The sequence below is a fragment of the Pseudomonas sp. GW822-FHT02G04 genome (assembly GCF_058802085.1).
Genome location: NZ_JBXANU010000015.1, coordinates 49,298 through 70,901 on the forward strand (window position 1 = coordinate 49,298; position 21,604 = coordinate 70,901).

The window sequence follows — 21,604 nt, forward strand, 5'->3', positions numbered from 1 at the left end:
TTTACTCCCCTTTGCCGCCGACAGCGGTATTAGCTGCCTGTGCGGGGATCGGGCTCTTTTTTGCGCCAACGTTGGTTGCTTCAGTGGCCTTGACTTCAACCCCAGGTCTGACGAATTGCAGCCCTTCGGTGATCAGGCGATCGCCAGCCTTCAGGCCGTCTTCAATCAGCCATTGGTTACCGACAGTGCGGCTGGCCTTGAGCTGACGCAGCTCGACCTTGTTGTCGGGACCCACGACCAGCGCGGTCGGGGTGCCTTTGAGGTCGCGGGTCACGCCTTGTTGCGGAGCCAGAATCGCCGCGCTGTTCACGCCGGATTGCAACTGAGCGTGAACGAACATGCCTGGCAGCAGGGTGTGATCAGGGTTCGGGAACACCGCGCGCAGGGTCACGGAACCAGTGGTCTGGTCTACCGAGACTTCAGAGAACTCGAGCTTGCCCTCCACGGCGTACTGGCTGCCGTCTTCCAGGGTCAGCTTGACCGCGGCGGCATTGTCGCCGGCTTTTTGCAGGCGACCGCTTTCCAGTTCGCGGCGCAGCTCAAGCAGCTCCACCGAGGACTGGGTCACGTCGACGTAGATCGGGTCCAGTTGCTGGATGACAGCCATGGCGTCGGTCTGGCCGCTGCTGACCAGTGCGCCTTCCGTCACCGACGAACGGCCGATGCGACCGGAGATCGGGGCGTAGACCTTGGTGTAGCGCACGTTGATCTGGGCGGTCTGCAGGGACGCTTCCGATTGCAGGCGGTTGGCCAGTGCCGTGTCGTATTCCTGACGGCTGACGGCCTGTTCGTCGACCAGTTGCTTGTAGCGGTCGGAGATCGACTTGGTCGAACGCAGGTTGGCTTCGGCGCTTTTCAGGGTCGCGTCATAGACTGACGGGTCGATCTGATACAGCTGCTGACCAGCCTTGACGTCGCCGCCTTCCTTGAACAGTCGTTTGAGAATGATGCCGTTGACCTGTGGGCGAACTTCGGCAATGCGGAACGCACTGGTGCGCCCCGGAAGTTCAGACGTCAGGGTAAAGGCTTGTGGTTGCAGGGTTACGACGCCGACCTGAGGGGTGGGTGCGGCAGGTGCCGCCTCTTCCTTTTTACATCCACTGAGCAGCGATGCCAGGGCGAGGGCAGTAACCAGAGCGGTAACAGCTGGCTTGAATTGCATGAAGATCCTCGGGTCAGGCGCGCAAGTTGCGCACAAGAAAGGTGGAAGGTTAAAAAATTTTACCGGGTGGATAAGTAGCTTGCTAATGAATATACTTACATTCATGCTTGTTTGTAAATACCTTGGCGGCGTACCCACACCGTTACAAAAGCCGTCCAAAGATTTGAATTGTAGGCCTGGGACGAAGCCCGAAAGCACTCGCCCCACTTCTATTCAGTGGATGTTCAGACATCGCTGAGGCACCCTGATTGAGGTTTTACTGCCATGGTCCGTCGCACCAAAGAGGAAGCTCAAGAAACCCGAAGCCAGATACTCGAAGCGGCAGGAAAAGCCTTTTTCGAGCGGGGCGTGGCACGCACGACGCTGGCGGATATCGCTACCCTGGCCGGGGTGACTCGCGGGGCTATCTACTGGCATTTCAGTAACAAGGCGGATCTGCTGCAGGCGATGCTCGATACCCTGCATGAGCCGCTGGATGAAATGGCCAAGGCCAGTGAAAGCGAAGACGAACTCGACCCGCTGGGCTGCATGCGCAAGTTGCTGATTCATTTGTTTCATCAAGTTGCACTGGACCCGAAAACCCGACGCATCAACGAGATTCTGTTTCATAAGTGCGAATTCACCGATGAAATGTGCGACCTGCGCCAGCAGCGCCGAACGGTCAGCCTCGATTGCAATGTGCGAATCGCGCTGGCCCTGAGTAATGCGATGAATCGCGGGCAATTGCCGGAAGACCTCGACACAGCCCGCGCAGCCATCAGCCTGCATGCGTACATCGATGGCATCCTGTATCAGTGGCTGTTGGCTCCCGACAGTTTTCAACTGCACACCGAAGCCGAGCGTTGGGTCGACACAGGTTTGGATATGCTGCGCTTGAGTCCCAGCTTGCGCAAATGAAACAAAATGCGTAATTGGATCCACTTATGTCAAGGCATGACGCGGGAAATATCCCTGCTTCGCTCGCCTTTATGTAATCGGGTGCTTTTATATACGTACGTTCGCCAGGTTGATAGGTAGCGAGCTACGTATTTTGTAGGGATTTTGTGTCGAGTGTGTGAGTGAATGTGAACACCCCGGGCTACAAGGGGTAGCGCAACCACTGAAAAGATCTTCCATACGCAAAAGCCCCGGCTCTTTCGAGTCGGGGCTTTTGCATTTCAACGGTCGAGGCTTACAGCGCCGGGTAGTCGATATAACCAACCGGGCCCTTGCCGTAGAACAGTTCCGGACGCGGCTCGTTCAACGGCGCATCGGCCTTCAAGCGCGCCGGCAGGTCCGGGTTGGCGATAAACGGTACGCCGAAAGCCACCGCGTCGGCCTTGCCGCTGGCCAACCACTCGTTGGCGCTGTCCTTGGTGAAGCGTTCGTTGGCGATGTACGGGCCGCCGAAGGCTTCTTTCAGTTGTGGGCCGAGGCTGTCGGCGCCTTCTTTTTCGCGCGAGCAGATGAACGCGATGCCGCGTTTGCCCAGTTCGCGAGCGACGTAGGTGAAGGTCTCGGACAGGTTGTCGTCGCCCATGTCATGGGAATCGGCGCGCGGTGCCAGGTGCACGCCAACGCGGCCGGCGCCCCAGACTTCGATCGCAGCGTCAGTCACTTCCAGCAACAGGCGCGCGCGGTTTTCCAGGGAGCCGCCATAGTTGTCGGTGCGCTGGTTGGTGCTGCTTTGCAGGAACTGGTCGAGCAAGTAACCGTTGGCGCCGTGGATTTCCACGCCGTCGAAACCGGCGGCCTTGGCATTCTCGGCACCCACGCGATAAGCGTCGACGATGTCGGCGATTTCAGCGGTTTCCAGGGCGCGCGGGGTTGGGTAGTCGGCCAATGGACGAACCAGGCTGACATGGCCTTTAGGCTGGATGGCACTCGGTGCGACCGGCGCTTCGCCGTTCAGGTACGAAGGGTGGGAAACCCGACCCACGTGCCACAGTTGCAGGAAGATTTTGCCGCCCGCGCCGTGGATCGCTTTGGTCACGTTGCTCCAGCCGCGTACCTGGTCGTTGGACCAGATACCGGGCGTGTCCGGGTAACCGACGCCCATCGGCGTGACCGACGTGGCCTCGCTGAGGATCAGGCCGGCAGAGGCGCGCTGCACGTAATACTCGGCCATCAACGCGTTCGGCACACGGCCTTCGTCGGCGCGGCAGCGGGTCAGCGGTGCCATGATGATGCGGTTGGCCAACTCGAGGTCGCCCAGTTTGATCGGATCGAAAATAGTCGTCATGAATACAACCCTCGTGAGTGATTAGTTAATCAGTTGGTAGCAGGAGCCAGCTCGGCATCGCCGCTCTGACGGAAAGTAATCAGGGTCACCAGCAGGGCGAGCACTGCCAGCGCGGCTGCCGCGAGTGGCACGCGGGTCAGGCCGAAGCCATGCGCGATGACGCTGCCGCCGACCCAGGCACCGAGTGCGTTGCCGACGTTGAAGGCGCCGATGTTCAGGGTCGACACCAGGTTTGGTGCAGCCTTGCCGAAGGTCACCACGTTGACTTGCAGTGCCGGCACGGCGGCAAAGCACGCGGTGGCCCAGAGGAACAGGGTGATTTCGGTCGGGATCAGGGCCACGCTGGTCCAGGTCAGCACGGTGGAGACCACCGCCATGGTGATGAACACGCCGATCAGCGTCGCCGCCATGCCTTTGTCAGCCAGCTTGCCGCCGATGATGTTGCCGACTGTCAGGCCCAGGCCGATGAGCACCAGGGTCCAGGTCACGCCACGCGGGGAAACACCGGTGACTTCGCCCAGCAGGGGGGCGACATAAGTGAACAAGGTGAAGACCGACGCGGCGAACAGGGCGGTCATGCTCAACGACAACCAGATACCGGCACCCTTGAGGGCGCGCAGTTCGGCGCGCATGTCGAGTTTTTCTTCATCGCGCTTGGCTGGCAGGAAGCGGATCAGGCCGATCATCGCAATCACACCAATCACGGTCACCGCCCAGAAGGTCGAACGCCAGCCGGCTTCCTGACCGAGCGCGGTGCCCAGTGGTACGCCGAGTACGTTGGCCAGGGTCAGGCCGGTGAACATCAGGGCTACGGCCGACGCACGTTTGTTGGCCGGTACCAGACCTGCCGCCACTACCGAACCGATGCCGAAGAAAGCGCCGTGGCACAGGGCCGTGACCACTCGGGCAAACATCAGGACGTTGTAGTCGCTGGCCAGGGCGCAGAGCAGGTTGCCGATGATGAAAATCCCCATCAACGCTACCAATGCGGCCTTGCGCGGCAGCCTGGCGGTGGCCAGTGCCATGAACGGCGCACCGATGGCCACGCCCAGGGCGTAACCGGTCACCAGCCAGCCGGCGCCGGGGATCGACACGCCGAGGTCCGCCGCCACATCGGGCAGCAAGCCCATGATGACGAACTCGGTGGTGCCGATGGCGAAGGCGCTCAAGGCCAGAATGAGTAGCGAGAGGGGCATTATCAGTTCCTTGTCGGAGCGCTGAGCTCTTTGACGATGGCGTCGAGGAACGCCTGAATCACGTCCTCGTTGCGTTTGAAGAAGTGCCATTGACCGGCTTTCTGGCTGCTGATCAGTCCCGCCCGTTGCAATGTCGCCAGGTGGGCGGAGACGGTCGACTGCGACAGGCCGCAGCGTTGATCGATCTGTCCGGCGCAAATGCCGTACTCATGGTTGTGGATCTGTTCCGGGAACTGGACCTTGGGGTCTTTCAGCCAGATGAGGATGTCTCGGCGTACTGGGTGTGCCAGCGCTTTTATTATTTCGTCGAGGTCGATGGTCATGTGTTTGGGCTCGTGATGAATAAAACGCTATATCGCGATGAGGCGAACTTTAAATCGGTATTTCGCGATATACCAATATGATTTTGCTCTGATAACTGCGTAAATCGGTATATCGGGTTATAACGATATGATGTTTGTAACGACAAGTATGGGCAGTGCTAAGCTGCGCCCATGAACTATCTCGCACATCTGCACCTCGGTGGCCAGCGCCCCGGTCAAATGCTCGGCAGTCTGTATGGCGATTTCGTCAAGGGACGTCTGCAAGGGCAGTTCGATCCGGAGATCGAAGCGGCCATCCAGTTGCATCGCAGCATTGATGTCTTCACCGACCGTCATCCGTTGGTGGATGTCTCGTTGTCACGGTTTTCCATGACGCGCCGGCGTTATGCCGGGATCGTGCTCGATGTGTTTTTCGACCACTGCCTGGCGCGGGACTGGGCGCTGTACGCCGACCGTCCGCTGGGGCAATTCACCTCGGATGTTTACCGGGTGCTGCTGGCCGAGCCGCAGTTGCCGGAGCGCCTGGCGAAGATTGCGCCGCACATGGTGGCCAATGACTGGTTGGGGGCTTATCAGGAATTCGAAGTGCTTGAGCAGGTGCTGCGGGGGATTTCACGGAGACTGACGCGGCCCGAGGAACTGGCCGCAGCGATGCAGGAATTGCGGCGGTTGTATGAACCGTTGAGCGAGGATTTCCGGTTGTTCTATCCGCAGCTTCAAGACTTCGCACAAAACCGCTGACACCAATCCTTCTTTGTAGGAGCGAGCGGTGCGGCGATCCGACTTGCCCGCGAAGAGGCCCTCGAGGGCGCCAAAAGCTTCGCGGGCAAGCCTCGCTCCTACAAACGCAAAATCAGGCAGCGATCAGCTCGCCGGTACGCCGCGGCTCGGCAGGTTTCGCGACTTCACCAAACAACGCCTTCTGCACCGCCTGCTGTGCCTCGAACGCCAGCGCCGCGCGTTCCCGGTCCTGGCACTCGATCGGCTTGAGCAGATGAATCTCCACCTCACCCCGATCATTGGCGAACAAGCGCATCAGGTGCGACAGCAAATCATCATCGCCAATGAACGGTGCCAGGGTATCCAGCTCGCCGTTGCGCAGATAACGAATCGCCACCGGTTGCAGCGCCACTTCGGAATCGATCGCCGCGGACAGCAAACGACCATGAAACGTGCGCAGCGAACGCCCATCGGTGGTGGTGCCTTCCGGGAACATCAGCAGCGGGTGTTCCTGTTCCAGATGGCGAGTCATCTGTTTGCGGATCAATTGACTGTCGCCTGAACCACGGCGAATGAACAGGCTGCCTGCCTTGGCCGCCAGCCAGCCAGCCACCGGCCAGGTGCGCACCTCGGCCTTGGACAGGAACGACAGCGGCGTGAGCATGCCCAGCAGAGGAATGTCGGTCCAGGACACGTGATTGCTGACCCAGAGCATCGGCGCCTTCGGCAATTGACCATGGACGGTGACATGAAAGGGCAGGGCATTGCTCAGCCGCGCCATGAAAAACCGCGACCAGCGCTGGCGACGGACCATCGAATGGGCAATCCCCAGTCGTTCGAACGCGCCGAACACACTGGCCATGCTCAAACCCAGCGCCACCACCATCAGCACTCGCGCAATTCGCGCGTACACCCGCAAGCGGCTCATTACACCGCCGCCTTGAAGTGCTTGGCGTAACGCGGGCAGAGCTCGTCGCGCTTGAGCAGGATGAACACGTCGGCCACCTGGAAGTCCTCGTCCCAGCACGGCTCGCCGCAGATCTTTGCGCCCAGGCGCATGTAGGCCTTGAGCAGCGGCGGCATTTCGGCGATGACGTTCGATGGAATGTCCAGCGTCGGCAATGGCTTCTTCGGCTCGGCCCGCAGGTGTTCGGTGCACAGGTAACGTTCGCGCAGGCGTTGCATGATTGCGTGGGCCTGGATGCCGCCGTCCTGCATCGGAATGCTCGCGCAACCCATCAGATAGCTGTAGCCGCCCTGGTTCAGCACTTCGGCCAGTTCACCCCAAAGCACGGCGATGGTGCCGCCGTTGCGGTAGGCCGGGTCGACGCAGGTGCGACCGATTTCCAGGATCGGGCCTTTCAGATGGATCAGGCCATGCAGGCTGAATTCTTCTTCGCTGTAGAACTTGCCCAGGCTGCTGGCGGCCGTGTGGTCGAGCAAACGAGTGGTCGCCACCAAGCGCCCGGTGTTCAAGTCACGCACGCCGATGTGGGCGCAGTGAACATCATAGTCATCCATGTCCAGACCCAGCTCCGCGCCTTTCAGCCTGGCGTTGAATTCGCCGCTGAACACGTTGAAGCGCAAGGCCTGGGCTTCCTGCAACGCCTCGGCGCCCACCAGGCGTTCGGCTTGCAGGCGGCGTTCATTGCCGGTGTCGCTGATGCGGGCGATCTGAGTCATTGCGAATCTCCGTACGGGCTGGCCACCCGTCTTGGGTTGCAGCCGATCGACTTTCTTTATGCAGCCGTGTTGTGCAAAGTCAGGCTATGTAGCCCCGGTGTCATCGCCATGAAGCTTTGGTGATGCTTATATGACAGCCCACAAGGAGCCTCTTATGCCCTGGCAAACCCTGTTGAACCGCAGCGATCGCTTGCCCGCCGACCCAGACCTTGGCGAAGGCTTTGCGACCTTGCTGCACCGGTTGGGCACGGTCACGCCGTTCGAACTGGCGGTAGCCGGCGGACGGCTGATGGCGACACCGGGGTTGGCGTTTCTGGTGGGGTATCAAGCGGCGCTGCGGATGCTCTGGCCGAGCGCGCCGCTGAGCCTCGGTGCGTTGTGCGCAACCGAACAGCGCAGCTTGCGGGTGGCGGACATGCAGACCCGGCTGCGCGATTTGCGCTTGAGTGGGCGCAAGGATTTCGTCACAGCGGGCGATGCCGCCGACTGGCTGCTGGTGGCCGCTCGCAGTGAAGAGCCAGGCAGCGACCCGCGCCTGAGTCTGGCGGTGGTTTACCCCGGCGAACCGGGCGTGCGTCTGGAAAAACTCGCACCGATGCCGCTGATGCCGGACATCGGCCACGGCCGGTTGTTTCTCGACAACGCACTGTGCGAATTGCTGGCGGGGGATGGCTGGGATGCTTACGTCAAACCGTTCCGCACCCTGGAAGACATTTATGTGCTGAGCGCGATGACGGCGTGGCTGTTCGGCATTGGCCAGGACAACGACTGGCCGCACACCTTGCAACTGCGTTTGCTGGCCGGGTGCGCGGAAGTCAGCCGCCAGGCGCCGAACAATCCGGCCGGGCATGTGTTGCTGGGCGGGTTGTTTGCGCAGTTCGATGGACTCAAGGCTGAAGTGAATCAGGCCTTGGCCGATGGCCCGCCGCAATGGGCGGCGATGTGGCAACGCGATCAGGCCGTGATGGATCTGGCGGCAGGGGCGCGGGGCAAGCGGTTGGCCAAGGCGTTGGCGGGATCTTCGTTGGGGTGACGGGCCTCCCAAAACTGTCATCAACCTCGACTAGGCTCAGCAGGTTCATCCTCCGAGCGTCCCTCCATGTTCAAAGGCTTGTCCCTGACGTTCATCCTGCTGCTCAGCCTCACGGCCCAGGCCGAAAACTGGCCGGCCGAGCAGTGGCCAACTGGCCCGACAGTCACCGGCCCAGCCCTTCAAGCACTGGAGAACTACGCTTTCCCACCCCGCAACGACACCACCCGCGAGGGCATCCGCACCGATGCCTTGCTGGTGATCCATGACGGCCAACTTGTCTACGAGCGCTACGCCGACCCGACCCGCGCCGACACCCCGCACCTGACCTGGTCGATCAGCAAAAGCCTGATGGCCACGGTGCTCGGCGTAGCCTATGGCGAAGGCCTGTTCAACTTGCAGGACCCGGTGGTGCAGTTCTATCCGCCGCTGGAAAAACACCCCGCCATGACCATGGCCGACTTGCTGCACTGGGCCTCGGGCCTGGATTGGCAGGAAGACTATGAGTACGCACCGTTGAAGTCCTCGGTGGTGGCCATGCTCTACACCCGAGGTCATCGCGACATGGCCGCGTTTACCGCCGACCACGACGCGTACGCCAGACCCGGTCAGGCCTTCCGCTACTCCAGTGGCGACAGCAACCTGCTTTCCGCTGCGTTGAAAAACATCGTCGGTCCCGCCCGTTATCCGGATTATCCGTGGACCGCGCTGTTCGAACCCTTGGGGATTCGCGGCGCGGTTTGGGAAGCGGATGCCACGGGGACGTTTGTCGCATCGTCCTATACCTACCTCACCGCCCGGGACCTGGCGCGCGTCGGCCTGTTGATGGCGCGCGACGGTCGCTGGCGCGAGCGGCAACTGCTGCCCAAGGACTGGGTCGACTTCAGTCGTGAACCGTTCGCCCACTACCAAGCCAACCAGGATGAAGCGGTTCCCGGCGGCCATTGGTGGCTCAATCGCGCGGTGGACGGTGCGGCACAACCCTGGCCCGATGCGCCCGTCGACACCTTTGCTGCGCTGGGCCATTGGGGCCAGGCGATGTATGTGATTCCCAGCGAAAAACTGGTGATCGTTCGCTACGGTGATGATCGCGACGGAAGTTATCGGCACAACGAATTGCTCAAACTCGCGCTCAAGGCGTTTGCCATGAAGGTGCAACCATGAGCTGTCGCAGTTTTGTTCGCCGTCGGCCGTTCAGCACGCTGTTGCTGGTGCTGCTGATTGCTTTGCTCGGTTGGGGCTGGCAGGAACGCGTCGCGCTGTGGGCGTTCCCGGACATCATCAGCGCTTACACCGCCAAGGAGTACTGCTCGTGCCGCTATGTGATGAACCATCCGGCGGAGTATTGCCAGGGTTATGTGAAGCAGTATTTGCCCACCAGCGGGTTCGTCGATGATGCCGCGAGCAAGCGGGTGACGGTCGGAGGAATGGGGCGCAGCAACAGCGCACAGTGGATCGGCGAGCGCCAGGGCTGCCGCCTGCAACCCTGACAGTGGTCATGCTCTTTGTGGCGAGGGAGCTTGCTCCCGCTCGGCTGCGCAGCAGTCGTAGTGCCGACGGCTGAGATCTGACTGGAAGAACTCATTGTCTGATTTTGGGAGCGCTTCGCACTCCAGCGGGAGCAAGCTCCCTCGCCACAAAGGTTGGGGCGAAGCCACAGAAAGTTTGCAACCTGCTTCAGGACAGTTAAGGTTCGCTCAAGTTTATCTGCCCCCGAGTTTCTATGTTCAAGCGGTCCATCTTCAAACCCCTGGCTTTCCTGCTGGTGGCCGGTGTCACTATGTCGGCCCAGGCCAATTGGTACCTGGACGGCGAGTCCTCGCGGCTGTCGTTCATCAGCACCAAAAACGCCAACATCTCCGAAGTGCAGCGCTTTCTGGTGCTGCACGGCAAGGTCGACCCCAAGGGGCTGGCCGAGGTAGAAGTCGAGCTGGAGTCGGTCAACAGCGGCATTCCGCTGCGTGACGAACGCATGCGCAAGGAGCTGTTCGAGATCCAGACGTTTCCCGAAGCGCTGATCACCACGCAGATCGATTTGCGGCCAATCAACGACCTGGCGCCCGGTGCGCAACTGGAATTGCGCTTGCCGGTGACCGTCAACCTGCATGGCAAACAACACCAATACAACGCCGAACTGCTGGCGACCCGTCTCGATGACCGGCGCTTTCAAGTGGTGACCCTCGAACCGTTGGTGATCAACGCCGAGGATTTCGACCTGGCCCCGGGCCTGGAAAGCTTGCGCAAGCTCGCCGGTTTGTCGGCCATCAGTCTGTCGGTGCCGGTGGGTGCGGTGCTGATTTTCACGGCGCGCTGACATGCGTGGCGCAATTTTTCCGTGGCGCGACGGCAACCGCTTTGAATTGCTGATCGACGGCCCGCAGTTTTTCCCGCGCATGTTGGTGGCGATTGCCCGCGCCGAAGAACAAGTCGAACTGGAGCTGTATCTGGTGGAGGCGGGAGCCTGCGCCGAGGCGATGGTTCAGGCGCTGGTCCAGGCGGCCGAGCGCGGCGTGCGGGTGCGTTGTCTGTTCGATGACTATGGCAGCCTGGCGTTCACCCTGACCTTGCGTCAGCGCCTGATGGCCGCCGGTGTCGAGTTGCGTTTCTACAATCGCCTGAGCTGGCGGCGCTGGGTGGGCAACTTCTATCGCGATCACCGCAAGTTGCTGCTGGTGGATCAATCCCTCGCGGTCGTCGGCGGCACCGGGGTCACCGATGAGTTCTGGTCACCGGGTGAAGACACCTGCGAATGGCACGAAGTGATGGTGGAAATCACCGGCCCGTTGGTGATCGACTGGCAATTGCTGTTCGACCGCCAATGGATCGCCAACCGCTATCGGCGCGCCTGGAAACCCGTTTCGCACTTCGGTCTACCGCGTCTGCCGCGAGTGCCGGTGATGGGCGAGGGCATGGGCCGGGTCGCTTATGCCGACGCCCGTCAGCATCGGGACATTCTGCAATCGCTGGTTCGCGCACTGAACAGCGGCAAGCAGCGAATCTGGCTGGCCACGCCGTATTTCCTGCCAACCTGGAAAGTCCGCCGCTCGCTGCGTCGGGCGGCGAATCGCGGCGTTGACGTGCGTCTGCTGCTGACCGGGCCACGCACCGATCACCCGTCGGTGCGCTACGCCGGGCATCGTTACTACCCGCGACTGCTCAGGGCCGGGGTGAAGATCTTCGAATACCAGCCGTGTTTCCTGCACCTGAAAATGGTGTTGATCGACGATTGGGTGAGCATCGGCTCGTGCAACTTCGATCACTGGAATCTGCGTTTCAATCTGGAGGCCAACCTCGAAGCCCTGGACCCTGGGCTGACCCGGGCGGTGGCGGCGAGTTTCGAGAATGACTTTGCCCAGAGCCAGGAGGTCAGCCTCGAAGCGTGGAAGCGCCGACCGTTGTGGCGGCGGGTCAAGCAAAGGGTATGGGGATGGGTGGATCGGGTGGTGGTGAATCTGCTGGATCGGCGGGGCTGATCGTTCAGATCGTTCCCACGCTCTGCGTGGGAATGCAGCCCGTGACGCTCCGCGTCACTGGACGCGGAGCGTCCCTTGAGGCATTCCCACGCGGAGCGTGGGAACGATCAATTACAGCAATTCAAAGCTCTGCTGCGTCACGTCCTGGGAATCCAGGCCGATCTCCACGTTGAACTTGCCCGGTTCCGCAGCGTACTTGAGCTGGGCGTTGTAGAACTTCAGGTCATCCTCGGTGATGGTGAAGTGCACGACTTTCTGTTCGCCGGCCTTGAGCAGCACTTTCTGGAAGTTCTTCAATTCCTTGACTGGGCGGATCATCGAACCGGTCACGTCCTGGATGTACAACTGCACCACGGTTTCACCATCACGTTTGCCGGTGTTCTTCACCACGACGCTGGCATCGAGCTTGCCGGTCTTGTTCAGCGTGGTCGACGACAGCGCCATGTCAGTCAGGCTGAACTGGGTGTAGCTCAGGCCGTAGCCGAACGGGAACAGCGGCCCGGTGGTGTCTTCGAAATACTGCGAGGTGTAGTTGCCCGGTTTGCCGGGGGTGAACGGCCGGCCAATGCTCAGGTGGTTGTAGTAGGTCGGAATCTGACCCACCGAACGCGGAATGGTGATCGGCAGTTTGCCCGACGGGTTGTAGTCGCCGAACAGCACGTCAGCGATGGCGTTGCCGCCTTCGGTGCCGCTGAACCAGGTTTCCAGAATCGCGTCAGCCTGCTCTTTCTCTTCGAGAATCGACAGCGGACGGCCGTTCATCAATACCAGCACCAGCGGTTTGCCGGTGGCTTTCAACGCCCTGATCAGCTCGCGCTGGTTGCTCGGGATATTCAGATCGGTGCGGCTCGACGATTCGTGGGACATGCCACGGGATTCGCCCACCGCAGCCACTACCACATCAGCATCCTTGGCAGCTTTTACCGCTTCATCGATCAATACGTTGGCCGGGCGCGGATCATCCACCACTTCCGGTGCGTCGAAGTTGAGGAAGTTCAGGTAATCGAGGATTTTCTTGTCGTCGGTGATGTTCGCGCCACGGGCGTAGATCAGTGTCGATTGCGCGCCGAGGGCATGGGTCATGCCGTCGAACAGGGTGACCGATTGTGCAGGACGGCCAGCGGCGGCCCAGCTGCCCATCATGTCGATCGGCGCCTTGGCCAGTGGGCCGACCAGGGCGATTTTTGCGGCTTTCTTCAATGGCAGGGTGTCGCCCTGGTTCTTCAGCAGCACCAGGCTGCGGCGCGCGACATCACGGGCCTCGGCGCGGTGCAGGCGGCTTTCGGCGTAGGTGTCGGCCGGGTCATCCTCGGCCTTGCCGATGCGCAGGTACGGGTCCTTGAACAGGCCCATGTCGTACTTGGCGGCGAGCACTTCGCGCACGGCGTTGTCGATGTCTTTCTGTTCGATTTCACCGGCCTTGAGCAGCCCCGGCAGTTCTTTGCCGTAGAGCGTGTCGTTCATGCTCATGTCGATGCCGGCCTTGATCGCCAGCTTCGCTGCTTCACGACCGTCGCGGGCGACGCCGTGCTTGATCAGCTCGAAAATCGCCCCGTGGTCGCTGACCGCCAGGCCCTTGAAGCCCCATTCCTTGCGCAGCAGGTCGTTCATCAGCCAGGTGTTGGCGGTGGCCGGCACGCCGTTGATCGAGTTCAGCGCAACCATCACCCCGCCGGCACCGGCGTCGATGGCGGCGCGGTACGGCGGCAGGTAATCCTGGTACATCTTGACCGGGCTCATGTCGACGACGTTGTAGTCGCGACCGCCCTCGACCGCGCCGTACAAGGCAAAATGCTTGACGCTGGCCATGATGCTGTCGGCCGCGTTCGCACCGCTGCCCTGGAAGGCCTTGACCATCACACCGGCGATCCGTGAAACCAGGTAAGTGTCTTCACCAAAGCCTTCGGACGTGCGGCCCCAGCGCGGGTCGCGGGAGATGTCGACCATCGGCGCGAAAGTGATGTCGAGGCTGTCAGCTGCGGCTTCCTGGGCGGCGATGCGCCCGGACCGGCCAATGGCGTCCATGTCCCAGCTCGAGGCCAGGGCGAGGGGAATCGGGAAAATGGTCCGGTGACCGTGGATCACGTCGTAGGCGAAGAACATCGGGATCTTCAACCGGCTGCGCATGGCCGCGTCCTGCATCGGACGGTTTTCCGCGCGGGTGATCGAGTTGAAGGTGCCACCGATATTGCCGGCCGCGATTTCCTTGCGGATCAATTCCCGAGGCATTTCCGGGCCGATGCTGATCAGGCGCAACTGGCCGATCTTTTCATCGAGGGTCATCTGCTTCATCAGGTTGCTGATGAAGGCGTCCTTGTTCTCTATCGGTGCGGGCGTCGTGGCGGCCAATACGGTATGACTGGCCAGGCTGACGAACAGGCCCAGCAAACACAGCTTCTTCATGGATGTTTTTCTCAAAAGGCCCAAGCGGCAGTAAATACGCGCCGGTCAGCCAAAATTTTGGGAGCGACTATTGTTGTTCGGGTGTTGCCCAGAAAAATGCAGCACACTTCTCACTGTTTTTTCGCTGGGCATCTTTTAGCCCATTGGCTCGATGCAATCCAGTAGCGGCGCAGATTATGCCCCAAGAGCCGGGGTCAAAGTTCGCCGGTTGTTTTATCAACGTAGTGTGCAAGGGAGCATCAACCAGATGAATGTACGACACCCCTATCGGTCGAGCCTGCAGGTTGCAGCCTTGATGTTGCTGACCACACTGCTGGCCGGTTGCGGCATCAACACGATCCCGACCCTCGACGAACAGGCCAAGGCTGCCTGGGGCCAGGTACAGAACCAGTACCAGCGCCGTGCCGACTTGATCCCCAATCTGGTGGAAACCGTCAAGGGCTATGCCCAGCACGAACAGGAAACCCTGACGGCGGTGGTTGAAGCCCGGGCCAAGGCGACGTCGATTCAGGTGGATGCCAGCACGCTGGACAATCCGGAAAAGCTCAAACAGTTCCAGCAGGCGCAGGATCAGCTGACCGGCGCGCTGAGTCGGTTGATGGTGGTGTCCGAGCGTTATCCGGACCTCAAGGCCAACCAGAATTTCCTGGCGCTGCAATCGCAACTCGAAGGCACCGAGAACCGCATTGCCGTGGCGCGTCGCGACTTCATCCTCGCGGTGCAGAAATACAATACCGAGCTTCGCACCTTCCCCGGTCGCTTGTGGCACATCGTGATGTACAGCGATTTGTCGATCCGCGAAACTTTCGAGGCCACCAGCCCCGGTGCCGAGAAAGCGCCTGAAGTGAAGTTCCAGTAAGCGCCGGACCGGGTTTGAAGTGCCACCAAGGATGAGGTTGCCAATGCGTGTGTTGAAAGTGGGCCTGGTGCTGTTGTTCTGGGTGTTTACCCTGACGGCCCGGGCCGAGTTGAAGTTCCCGGAATTGACCGGGCGGGTAGTGGACAACGCCCAGATGATTGAGCCAGCGGTGCGCGAGCAGCTTGTTCAGCAGCTTAATACCCACGAAAAAACCACCGGCGAGCAGTTGGTGGTGGTCACGTTGCCGGACTTGCAGGGCGCCGACATCGCGGATTTCGGTTATCAGCTGGGACGCTACTGGGGCATTGGCCAGAAGAACAAGAACAACGGCGCGCTGCTGATTGTCGCGCGTGCCGAGCGAAAATTGCGGATAGAAGTCGGTTATGGCCTGGAAGATCGCCTGACCGATGCGCAGAGTTCGGTGATCATCAATCAGGTGATCACGCCCGCGTTCAAGGCTGGCAATTTCAGCAAGGGCATCAGCGATGGCGTCTCGGCAATGCTGGTGGTGCTGGGGGGCAATCCACTGGACGAGCCATCGACGGTGTATGGCGCGCGCGGTGATCAGGAAGGAGACTTTGTCTCGCGGCATCCGGGAGTTTTTGTGTTCCTGGTGCTGCTTTTCATCCTGACGATCTTCGTCGGCCAGATGTTCGGTATTCTGCCGAGCGGCGGCGGGGGAGGCCGGGGCCGTTCGGGAGGTTTCGGCGGTGGAGGTTTTGGCGGCGGTGGAGGCGGGGGCTTCAGTGGCGGCGGGGGCAGTTTCGGGGGCGGCGGTTCGTCGGGCGGCTGGTGATCACTCTGCAGGTAACACAACAACAATAGCGAGCAGGCACTCATAAACATGGCATTACTGACTGAACACGAACAACGCAAAGTCGCCGAGGCGATTGCCCGGGTCGAGCGCGACACCGACGCCGAACTGGTGACGGTGCTTGCGGCCCGCGCCGATGACTATGCGTATATCCCGCTACTCTGGGCCAGCCTGTTGGCGCTGGTGGTGCCGGGTATCGTGCATTACCTGACCGGTTGGCTGACCATGCACAGTCTGTTGCTGGTGCAATGGCTCAGCTTCATCGTGTTGTGCCTGGTGTTCCGTATTCCGAAAGTCACCACGCGCCTGATCCCGCGCTCGGTCCGTCACTGGCGCGCGTCGAACCTGGCGCGTCGGCAGTTCCTGGAGCAAAACCTGCACCACACCGTGGGCAGCACCGGCATGCTGATTTTCGTCTCCGAGGCCGAGCGCTATGTGGAGATTCTGGTGGATGAAGGGATTTCCCAACGGCTGGATAACAAGAACTGGGACGCGATTGTGGCGGCGTTTACGCAGCAGGTGAAACAGGGGCAGACGTTGCAGGGTTTTGTGACGTGCATCGAGGCGTGCGGCGAGTTGCTCAAGGTGCATGTGCCGGTAACCCATGTGCGCAATGAATTGCCGAATCGGTTGGTGGTGTTGAGCTAAAAAGATCGCAGCCTTCGGTAGCTTTTGTGGCGAGGGAGCTTGCTCCCGCTGGGCTGCGAAGCAGCCCCAAAACCGACAAACGCATTCTGTCAGCCAAACCTCGTTGTCTGCTTTGCGACTGCTACGCAGCCGAGCGGGAGCAAGCTCCCTCGCCACAGAATCTTTGCCGTTCAGCAAATAACCGCGTGTTCCTGAACTCCATCCCCCCTAAAATACCCGCCATTCCCCGATTCGCACCGCCCGAGGCCGTTTTTTCCATGTCTGTCACCGCCACTCCCGCCAGCCTCGCGCCGGATCACCACACCCAGTTCATCGACCTGCTGCAAACCAGCCTCGACGCCAACGCCTTCATCAAACTGGTGCTGGCCAAGTACGTCGGCGGCGAAGCGGACTTGCAGCGGCTGATCATCAAGCAGCTGACGGTCAAGGATCAGCCGTGCCTGTCCTTCGTCTATCGCTACAAGACCCGCGACATCACCAAGAACCTGCCGATTGCCGAAGGCGTGGCGACCATTGCCGCACTGTTGCCGGCGTCGTTCAAAAATGCGCATTTACTGTCATTGACCGACGAAGCCCAGCTCGAATACAGCAAAAAGGGCAAATCTTCGCTGTTCAAGAGCAAGCCTCAGCAATTGCGCGAAGTACCGTCCGCCGAGCACAACCGCGAGAAGAACCGCTTCCTCGACCTGAGCCGGCCGTTCCTCAAAGACCTCGGCGTGACCAACGCCCAGCATGAGCTGATCCCGGCGATGTCGCGCAAGTGGAAGCAGATCAACAAGTTCATCGAAGTCTTCAGCCATGCGCTGACCTCCTCGCCGCTGGCGCTGGACAAACCGGTGCGGGTGGCGGATTTCGGCTCGGGCAAGGGTTACCTGACGTTCGCGATCCATGACTACCTGCGCAACACCTTGAAAGCCGAGGGCGAGGTGACCGGCGTCGAGCTGCGCGAAGACATGGTCAAGCTGTGCAACAGCGCAGCGGCGAAGCTGGAGCATCCAGGGCTGGTGTTCAAATGCGGTGACGTGCGCAGCGTGGCGCCGAGCGAGCTGGACGTGATGATTGCGTTGCATGCCTGCGACATCGCCACCGACTATGCGATTCACACCGGCATTCGTTCCGGCGCTTCGATCATCATGTGCTCGCCGTGCTGCCACAAGCAGATCCGTCTGCAGATCCAGAGCCCGGCGCTGCTCAAGCCAATGCTGCAATACGGCCTGCACCTGGGGCAGCAGGCGGAAATGGTCACCGACAGTTTGCGTGCGTTGTTCCTGGAAGCCTGCGGCTACGAGACCAAGGTGTTCGAGTTCATCTCACTGGACCACACCAATAAGAACAAGATGATTCTGGCGGTCAAACGCGCCGAGCCGGTGGACCCGGCTCAGCTGTTGGTGAAGATCCAGGAACTGAAGGATTTCTACCACATCAGCGAGCATTGCCTGGAAACCCTGCTGCGGGCTGACGGGTTCCTGGTCACTAAGGCTTGAGCTGAACCCCCGCCGGTAACGTGCCCGGTTGCGCCGGGCGCACTGCTGTCTTGCGCCCCAACATCACCGTCACGATCACGCCGGCCGCAAACAGCCAGGTAATCGGTTCGACGTGCTCACCGAAGAACAACGCCGAAAACGCGATGGTGAAGAAGATCTGCAGCAGCTGGATCTGACTGACCCGGGCAATGCCGCCCATGGCCAGCCCGGCGTACCAGGCAAAGAACCCGATGAACTGCGAAAACAGCGAGACGTAACCGAAGGCCCACCAGGTCCTGGCCGAAATCTCGCCCTGATGTTGCAGCGCCAGGTACAGCACCGGCCCGATCAGTAGCGGCGTCGACAGTACCAGTGCCCAGCAGATCACCTGCCAGCCGCCCATCTCCTTGGCCAACCGGCCGCCTTCGGCATAACCCAACCCGCCCACAGCAATCGCCCCGAGCATCAGCAAGTCACCAGCCTGAATGCTGCCAGCGCCGCTGATCAGCGCATAACCGAGCACCAGCGCACTGCCCAGCGCGGCGCAGGCCCAGAAGGCCTTCGATGGACGCTCATGGGACAGCCACGCGGCATACAGCGCCACGCACAGCGGTTGCAGGCCGTTGACCAGTGCGCCGTGGGAGGCGGGCAACGTCTGCATGGCCCAGGCCGACAGCACCGGGAAGCCGAGGATGACGCCCGCTATCACCAGTGTCAGGCCTTTGATCTGTTTCCAGGTGGGCCATTTTTCCCGGCGCCACAGCAATAACAGCGCTGCCGGAATCGCCGCGAACAGCGCCCGGCCCAGGCCGTTGAGCAGCGGATGGAGTTCCTGCACGACGATCCGTGTGAAGGGCAGGGTCAGGCTGAAGATAACGACGCCGAGCAGGCCGAGGGCCATGCCGGTGTTTTCGCGCGAAGACATGATGGGTGACCAGAATTCAGGATGGCGGGAAGTTTCTTTATCTAGCCATAAACCGCAGGCGCTGCTCTGTTACAGATAGGCGCAGAGTTATCCGTACAGTTGAGCGCGGTCCCTGTGGCGAGGGAGCTTGCTCCCGTTCGGCTGCGCAGCAGTCGCAAGACCTGCTTGCACGATATGACTGGAAAAAATGCAGGGGGCCGCTTCGCAACCCAGCGGGGGCAAGCCCCCTCGCCACAAAAACCATTGTGTTCGTAGTAGTCGGTTATTACCCGACCCGCCGGATAAGGACTACCTTGAATACTCCTGCAGGCCCACGCATTTTCCAGAGGAGTCCTCCCCATGGCGGCTAAAAAAATTCTGATGCTGGTCGGCGATTACGTCGAAGACTACGAAGTGATGGTGCCCTTCCAGGCGCTGCTGATGGTCGGCCACACGGTGCATGCCGTTTGCCCGGACAAAACCGCCGGCCAGACCGTACGCACAGCGATCCATGACTTCGAAGGCGACCAGACCTACAGCGAAAAACCCGGTCACCTGTTTGCCCTGAACTTCGATTTTGCCAAGGTCGATGCGGCGGACTACGACGCGCTGCTGATCCCGGGTGGTCGTGCGCCGGAGTACCTGCGCCTGAACGAAAAAGTCCTGGCGCTGGTGCAAGCGTTCGACAAGGCTGGCAAACCGATCGCCGCCGTGTGTCACGGCGCGCAATTGCTGGCCGCCGCCGGGATTCTTGAAGGTCGCGAATGCAGCGCCTACCCGGCCTGTGCCCCGGAAGTGCGCCTGGCTGGCGGCACGTACATCGATATCCCGGTGACGGAAGGCCACGTTCAAGGCAATCTGGCCACAGCCCCGGCCTGGCCGGCGCACCCGAGCTGGCTGGCCGGTTTTCTCGGGTTGCTGGGCACCAAAATCACGTTGTAACGAGGGACCTGTCCATGTGCGAGCTCTACGTCAAGGCCGACCCGATTCTCTACGAGTCGCGCTCCCGCTCGCTGCGCATCTGCGGGGTGGTCACCACCCTGCGGCTGGAGAATCAGTTCTGGGACATCCTCAGCGAAATCGCCGAGGTCGACGGCATGACCACCAATCAGTTGATCGCCAAATTGTATGAAGAGGTGATGGACTACCGCGGCGAGGTGGTGAATTTCGCCTCGTTCTTGCGGGTCAGCTGCATGCGCTATTTGAGTCAGCGTCGGATGGCTGTGTCTCAGATGAGCGTGGTGCGCTCGGCCTGAACATCAAAAGATCGTCCGAACGCGGCCCGAGCCTTCGGACGATCTTTTGATCTTTTGATCTTGCGGTTGAGGTGGTCTTTACTCTGAAGCGCGAAACCTCTCAATCGCCAAGGAGAACAAGCATGTCTGGATGGTACGAAGTGAGCAAAACCAGCAATGGTCAGTTCAAGTTTGTGTTGAAAGCGGCTAACGCCGAAACCATTCTGGTCAGTGAGCACTACACCACGCGCGGTGCGGCCGATAGCGGTATCGCCTCGGTTCAGGCCAACAGCCCCCTGGACGAACGCTACGAGAAAAAAACCACCAAGGATGGCCATCCCTACTTCAACCTCAAGGCTGCCAACCATCAAATCATTGGCAGCAGCGAGTCTTACTCATCCGATGCCGCGAGGGAAAAAGGCATCGCCAGCGTCAAGGCCAACGGCCCGACCACGGTGATCAAGGACAAGACCTTGCCGGTGCTCTAAACACACCGCATACCCAATGTGGGAGCGAGCCTGCAGGCTCGCTCCCACTGTTGTTTTGTGTGTTCCCGACGATCAGCGCAACGCGTTCAACAAACCCTGCAACTGACTGCGGCCAGTCTCGCCGAGTGCAAACACCGGCAACCGCGGGTCGCCCGCTTCCAGCCCGGTCAGGCGCAAACCAGCCTTGATGGTCGCCGGCAGACCGCCCTTGAGGATGAAGTCCAGCAACGGCAACTGGCGGTAGAACAGTTCGCGAGCCTTGCTCAGATCATTGGCCAATACCGCTTCGTACAAGTCGAGATTGAGCTGCGGGATCAGGTTCGGCGCCGCTGTGCACCAGCCTTTGGCGCCGGCCGCAAACGCTTCCAGCGCCAAGGGATTGCAGCCGTTATAGAACGGCACCCGGCCTTCGCCCAGCAGTTGCAGTTTGTGCATGCGCTGAATATCGCCGGTGCTTTCCTTGACCATGGTGACGTTGTCGACCGCGTTGAAAATCCGCAGGATCAACTCCACCGACATGTCGGTGCCGCTGGTGGCCGGGTTGTTGTAGAGCATGATCGGCACGCCGATGCTCTCGCCGATGGCGCGGTAATGGGCGAGGATTTCCGCCTCGCTGAGTTTCCAGTACGACGCCGGCAGCACCATCACCACATCGGCACCGTGGGCCTCGGCGAAACGCGCACGGCGCACGGCTTTGGCGGTGGTCAGGTCGGACACGCTGACGATGGTCGGGACGCGTTTGGCGACGTGGCGGAGGCTGAATTCGCTGACTTGATCCCATTCCGCGTCGCTCAGGTAAGCGCCTTCGCCGGTGCTGCCCAATGGGGCGATGGCGTGGACACCGCTGTCGATCAGGCGGTCGATGGAACGCCCGAGCGCGTCGAGATCAACGCCTTCGCCCTGGGCGGTGAACGGGGTGATGGTGTAGCCGATGATGCCGTGAATGTTTACGGTCGACATGGCGTCTCTCCTTTCAAGAATG

The 21,604-nt window shown here is 60.8% G+C and carries 23 protein-coding genes; 14 read left to right on the forward strand and 9 right to left on the reverse strand.

All coding sequences use genetic code 11. The annotated features are described in order from the left end of the window. Position 1: 1 nt before the first annotated feature. A complete protein-coding gene (locus AC1RO5_RS18860) occupies positions 2 to 1,162 on the reverse strand; it encodes an efflux RND transporter periplasmic adaptor subunit (protein ID WP_493176887.1) in 1,161 nt (386 codons plus the stop codon). A 264-nt stretch (positions 1,163 to 1,426) separates the two neighbouring features. Between AC1RO5_RS18860 and emhR the strand changes: the two genes are divergently transcribed. After that, entirely contained in the window at positions 1,427 to 2,059 is a 633-nt protein-coding gene (gene emhR, locus AC1RO5_RS18865) for an efflux system transcriptional repressor EmhR (RefSeq protein ID WP_493176890.1), read from the forward strand. Positions 2,060 to 2,333: 274 nt separating this feature from the next. Here emhR and AC1RO5_RS18870 read toward each other — a convergent pair whose 3' ends face one another. Genes AC1RO5_RS18870 through AC1RO5_RS18880 form a run of 3 tightly spaced genes read right to left on the reverse strand, consistent with a single transcriptional unit; the run spans position 2,334 to position 4,902 of the window. Beyond that, positions 2,334 to 3,383: an alkene reductase gene (locus AC1RO5_RS18870; RefSeq protein WP_493176893.1), complete on the reverse strand. Its 1,050-nt coding sequence runs from the start codon at positions 3,381 to 3,383 to the stop codon at positions 2,334 to 2,336. A 29-nt stretch (positions 3,384 to 3,412) separates the two neighbouring features. Further along, the gene (locus tag AC1RO5_RS18875; protein WP_493176895.1) at positions 3,413 to 4,579 is read right to left on the reverse strand and encodes an MFS transporter; all 1,167 of its coding nucleotides are present in this window, start codon (positions 4,577 to 4,579) and stop codon (positions 3,413 to 3,415) included. 2 nt (positions 4,580 to 4,581) lie between these two features. After that, entirely contained in the window at positions 4,582 to 4,902 is a 321-nt protein-coding gene (locus AC1RO5_RS18880; protein WP_007935792.1) for an ArsR/SmtB family transcription factor, read from the reverse strand. A gap of 171 nt (positions 4,903 to 5,073) precedes the next feature. Between AC1RO5_RS18880 and AC1RO5_RS18885 the strand changes: the two genes are divergently transcribed. Further along, a complete protein-coding gene (locus tag AC1RO5_RS18885) occupies positions 5,074 to 5,643 on the forward strand; it encodes an acyl carrier protein phosphodiesterase (protein WP_493176896.1) in 570 nt (189 codons plus the stop codon). A 112-nt stretch (positions 5,644 to 5,755) separates the two neighbouring features. On the opposite strand, the gene AC1RO5_RS18890 is transcribed toward AC1RO5_RS18885, so the two are convergent. After that, entirely contained in the window at positions 5,756 to 6,550 is a 795-nt protein-coding gene (locus AC1RO5_RS18890; RefSeq protein WP_413697532.1) for a lysophospholipid acyltransferase family protein, read from the reverse strand. Further along, positions 6,550 to 7,305, reverse strand: a complete 756-nt coding sequence (gene olsB, locus AC1RO5_RS18895) for an L-ornithine N(alpha)-acyltransferase (protein ID WP_007935781.1) — start codon at positions 7,303 to 7,305, stop codon at positions 6,550 to 6,552. The genes AC1RO5_RS18890 and olsB overlap by 1 nt, the downstream gene beginning before the upstream one ends. Before the next feature lie 154 nt (positions 7,306 to 7,459). On the opposite strand from olsB, the gene AC1RO5_RS18900 reads away from it, so the two are divergent. From AC1RO5_RS18900 to AC1RO5_RS18920, 5 genes are all read left to right on the forward strand, one after another. Continuing rightward, positions 7,460 to 8,338 (forward strand): acyl-CoA dehydrogenase middle domain-containing protein, encoded by an 879-nt coding sequence (locus AC1RO5_RS18900; RefSeq protein ID WP_493176899.1) that lies wholly within the window; start codon positions 7,460 to 7,462, stop codon positions 8,336 to 8,338. A gap of 66 nt (positions 8,339 to 8,404) precedes the next feature. Beyond that, positions 8,405 to 9,499 (forward strand): serine hydrolase domain-containing protein, encoded by a 1,095-nt coding sequence (locus AC1RO5_RS18905; protein ID WP_493176901.1) that lies wholly within the window; start codon positions 8,405 to 8,407, stop codon positions 9,497 to 9,499. Further along, positions 9,496 to 9,825, forward strand: a complete 330-nt coding sequence (locus AC1RO5_RS18910) for an amidase (protein ID WP_493176903.1) — start codon at positions 9,496 to 9,498, stop codon at positions 9,823 to 9,825. Before AC1RO5_RS18905 ends, AC1RO5_RS18910 begins: the two co-directional genes overlap by 4 nt. Positions 9,826 to 10,058: 233 nt before the next feature. After that, positions 10,059 to 10,649: a YceI family protein gene (locus AC1RO5_RS18915; RefSeq protein ID WP_493176904.1), complete on the forward strand. Its 591-nt coding sequence runs from the start codon at positions 10,059 to 10,061 to the stop codon at positions 10,647 to 10,649. Between the two features lies 1 nt (position 10,650). Beyond that, the gene (locus AC1RO5_RS18920) at positions 10,651 to 11,808 is read left to right on the forward strand and encodes a phospholipase D-like domain-containing protein (RefSeq protein WP_493176906.1); all 1,158 of its coding nucleotides are present in this window, start codon (positions 10,651 to 10,653) and stop codon (positions 11,806 to 11,808) included. 111 nt (positions 11,809 to 11,919) lie between these two features. Here AC1RO5_RS18920 and bglX read toward each other — a convergent pair whose 3' ends face one another. Further along, positions 11,920 to 14,211: a beta-glucosidase BglX gene (bglX, locus tag AC1RO5_RS18925; RefSeq protein ID WP_493176908.1), complete on the reverse strand. Its 2,292-nt coding sequence runs from the start codon at positions 14,209 to 14,211 to the stop codon at positions 11,920 to 11,922. Between the two features lie 247 nt (positions 14,212 to 14,458). On the opposite strand from bglX, the gene AC1RO5_RS18930 reads away from it, so the two are divergent. The 4 genes from AC1RO5_RS18930 to AC1RO5_RS18945 all read left to right on the forward strand — a co-directional run bounded on the left by AC1RO5_RS18930 (position 14,459) and on the right by AC1RO5_RS18945 (position 18,016). Then, positions 14,459 to 15,070: a LemA family protein gene (locus AC1RO5_RS18930; protein WP_493176909.1), complete on the forward strand. Its 612-nt coding sequence runs from the start codon at positions 14,459 to 14,461 to the stop codon at positions 15,068 to 15,070. A gap of 43 nt (positions 15,071 to 15,113) precedes the next feature. Continuing rightward, on the forward strand, positions 15,114 to 15,866 hold the full coding sequence (locus AC1RO5_RS18935) for a TPM domain-containing protein (protein WP_493176910.1): 753 nt from the start codon (positions 15,114 to 15,116) through the stop codon (positions 15,864 to 15,866). A gap of 48 nt (positions 15,867 to 15,914) precedes the next feature. After that, positions 15,915 to 16,532, forward strand: coding sequence for a TPM domain-containing protein (locus AC1RO5_RS18940; protein WP_493176912.1), 618 nt, complete (start codon positions 15,915 to 15,917; stop codon positions 16,530 to 16,532). A gap of 257 nt (positions 16,533 to 16,789) precedes the next feature. Next, the gene (locus AC1RO5_RS18945; protein WP_493176913.1) at positions 16,790 to 18,016 is read left to right on the forward strand and encodes a class I SAM-dependent methyltransferase; all 1,227 of its coding nucleotides are present in this window, start codon (positions 16,790 to 16,792) and stop codon (positions 18,014 to 18,016) included. Here the strand turns inward: AC1RO5_RS18945 and AC1RO5_RS18950 are convergent. Further along, complete coding sequence (locus tag AC1RO5_RS18950; RefSeq protein WP_493176915.1) at positions 18,006 to 18,920, reverse strand: DMT family transporter; 915 nt, start codon at positions 18,918 to 18,920, stop codon at positions 18,006 to 18,008. The genes AC1RO5_RS18945 and AC1RO5_RS18950 overlap by 11 nt on opposite strands. 339 nt (positions 18,921 to 19,259) lie before the next feature. Here AC1RO5_RS18950 and AC1RO5_RS18955 point away from each other — a divergent pair, with 339 nt between their 5' ends. The 3 genes from AC1RO5_RS18955 to AC1RO5_RS18965 all read left to right on the forward strand — a co-directional run bounded on the left by AC1RO5_RS18955 (position 19,260) and on the right by AC1RO5_RS18965 (position 20,622). Further along, a complete protein-coding gene (locus AC1RO5_RS18955; RefSeq protein ID WP_007935757.1) occupies positions 19,260 to 19,841 on the forward strand; it encodes a DJ-1/PfpI family protein in 582 nt (193 codons plus the stop codon). Positions 19,842 to 19,855: 14 nt separating this feature from the next. Beyond that, on the forward strand, positions 19,856 to 20,155 hold the full coding sequence (locus tag AC1RO5_RS18960) for a ribbon-helix-helix domain-containing protein (protein ID WP_493176917.1): 300 nt from the start codon (positions 19,856 to 19,858) through the stop codon (positions 20,153 to 20,155). A 122-nt stretch (positions 20,156 to 20,277) separates the two neighbouring features. Continuing rightward, the gene (locus tag AC1RO5_RS18965) at positions 20,278 to 20,622 is read left to right on the forward strand and encodes a YegP family protein (RefSeq protein ID WP_493176918.1); all 345 of its coding nucleotides are present in this window, start codon (positions 20,278 to 20,280) and stop codon (positions 20,620 to 20,622) included. A 72-nt stretch (positions 20,623 to 20,694) separates the two neighbouring features. Here AC1RO5_RS18965 and AC1RO5_RS18970 read toward each other — a convergent pair whose 3' ends face one another. After that, entirely contained in the window at positions 20,695 to 21,582 is an 888-nt protein-coding gene (locus AC1RO5_RS18970; protein ID WP_493176920.1) for a dihydrodipicolinate synthase family protein, read from the reverse strand. Positions 21,583 to 21,604: the final 22 nt, after the last annotated feature.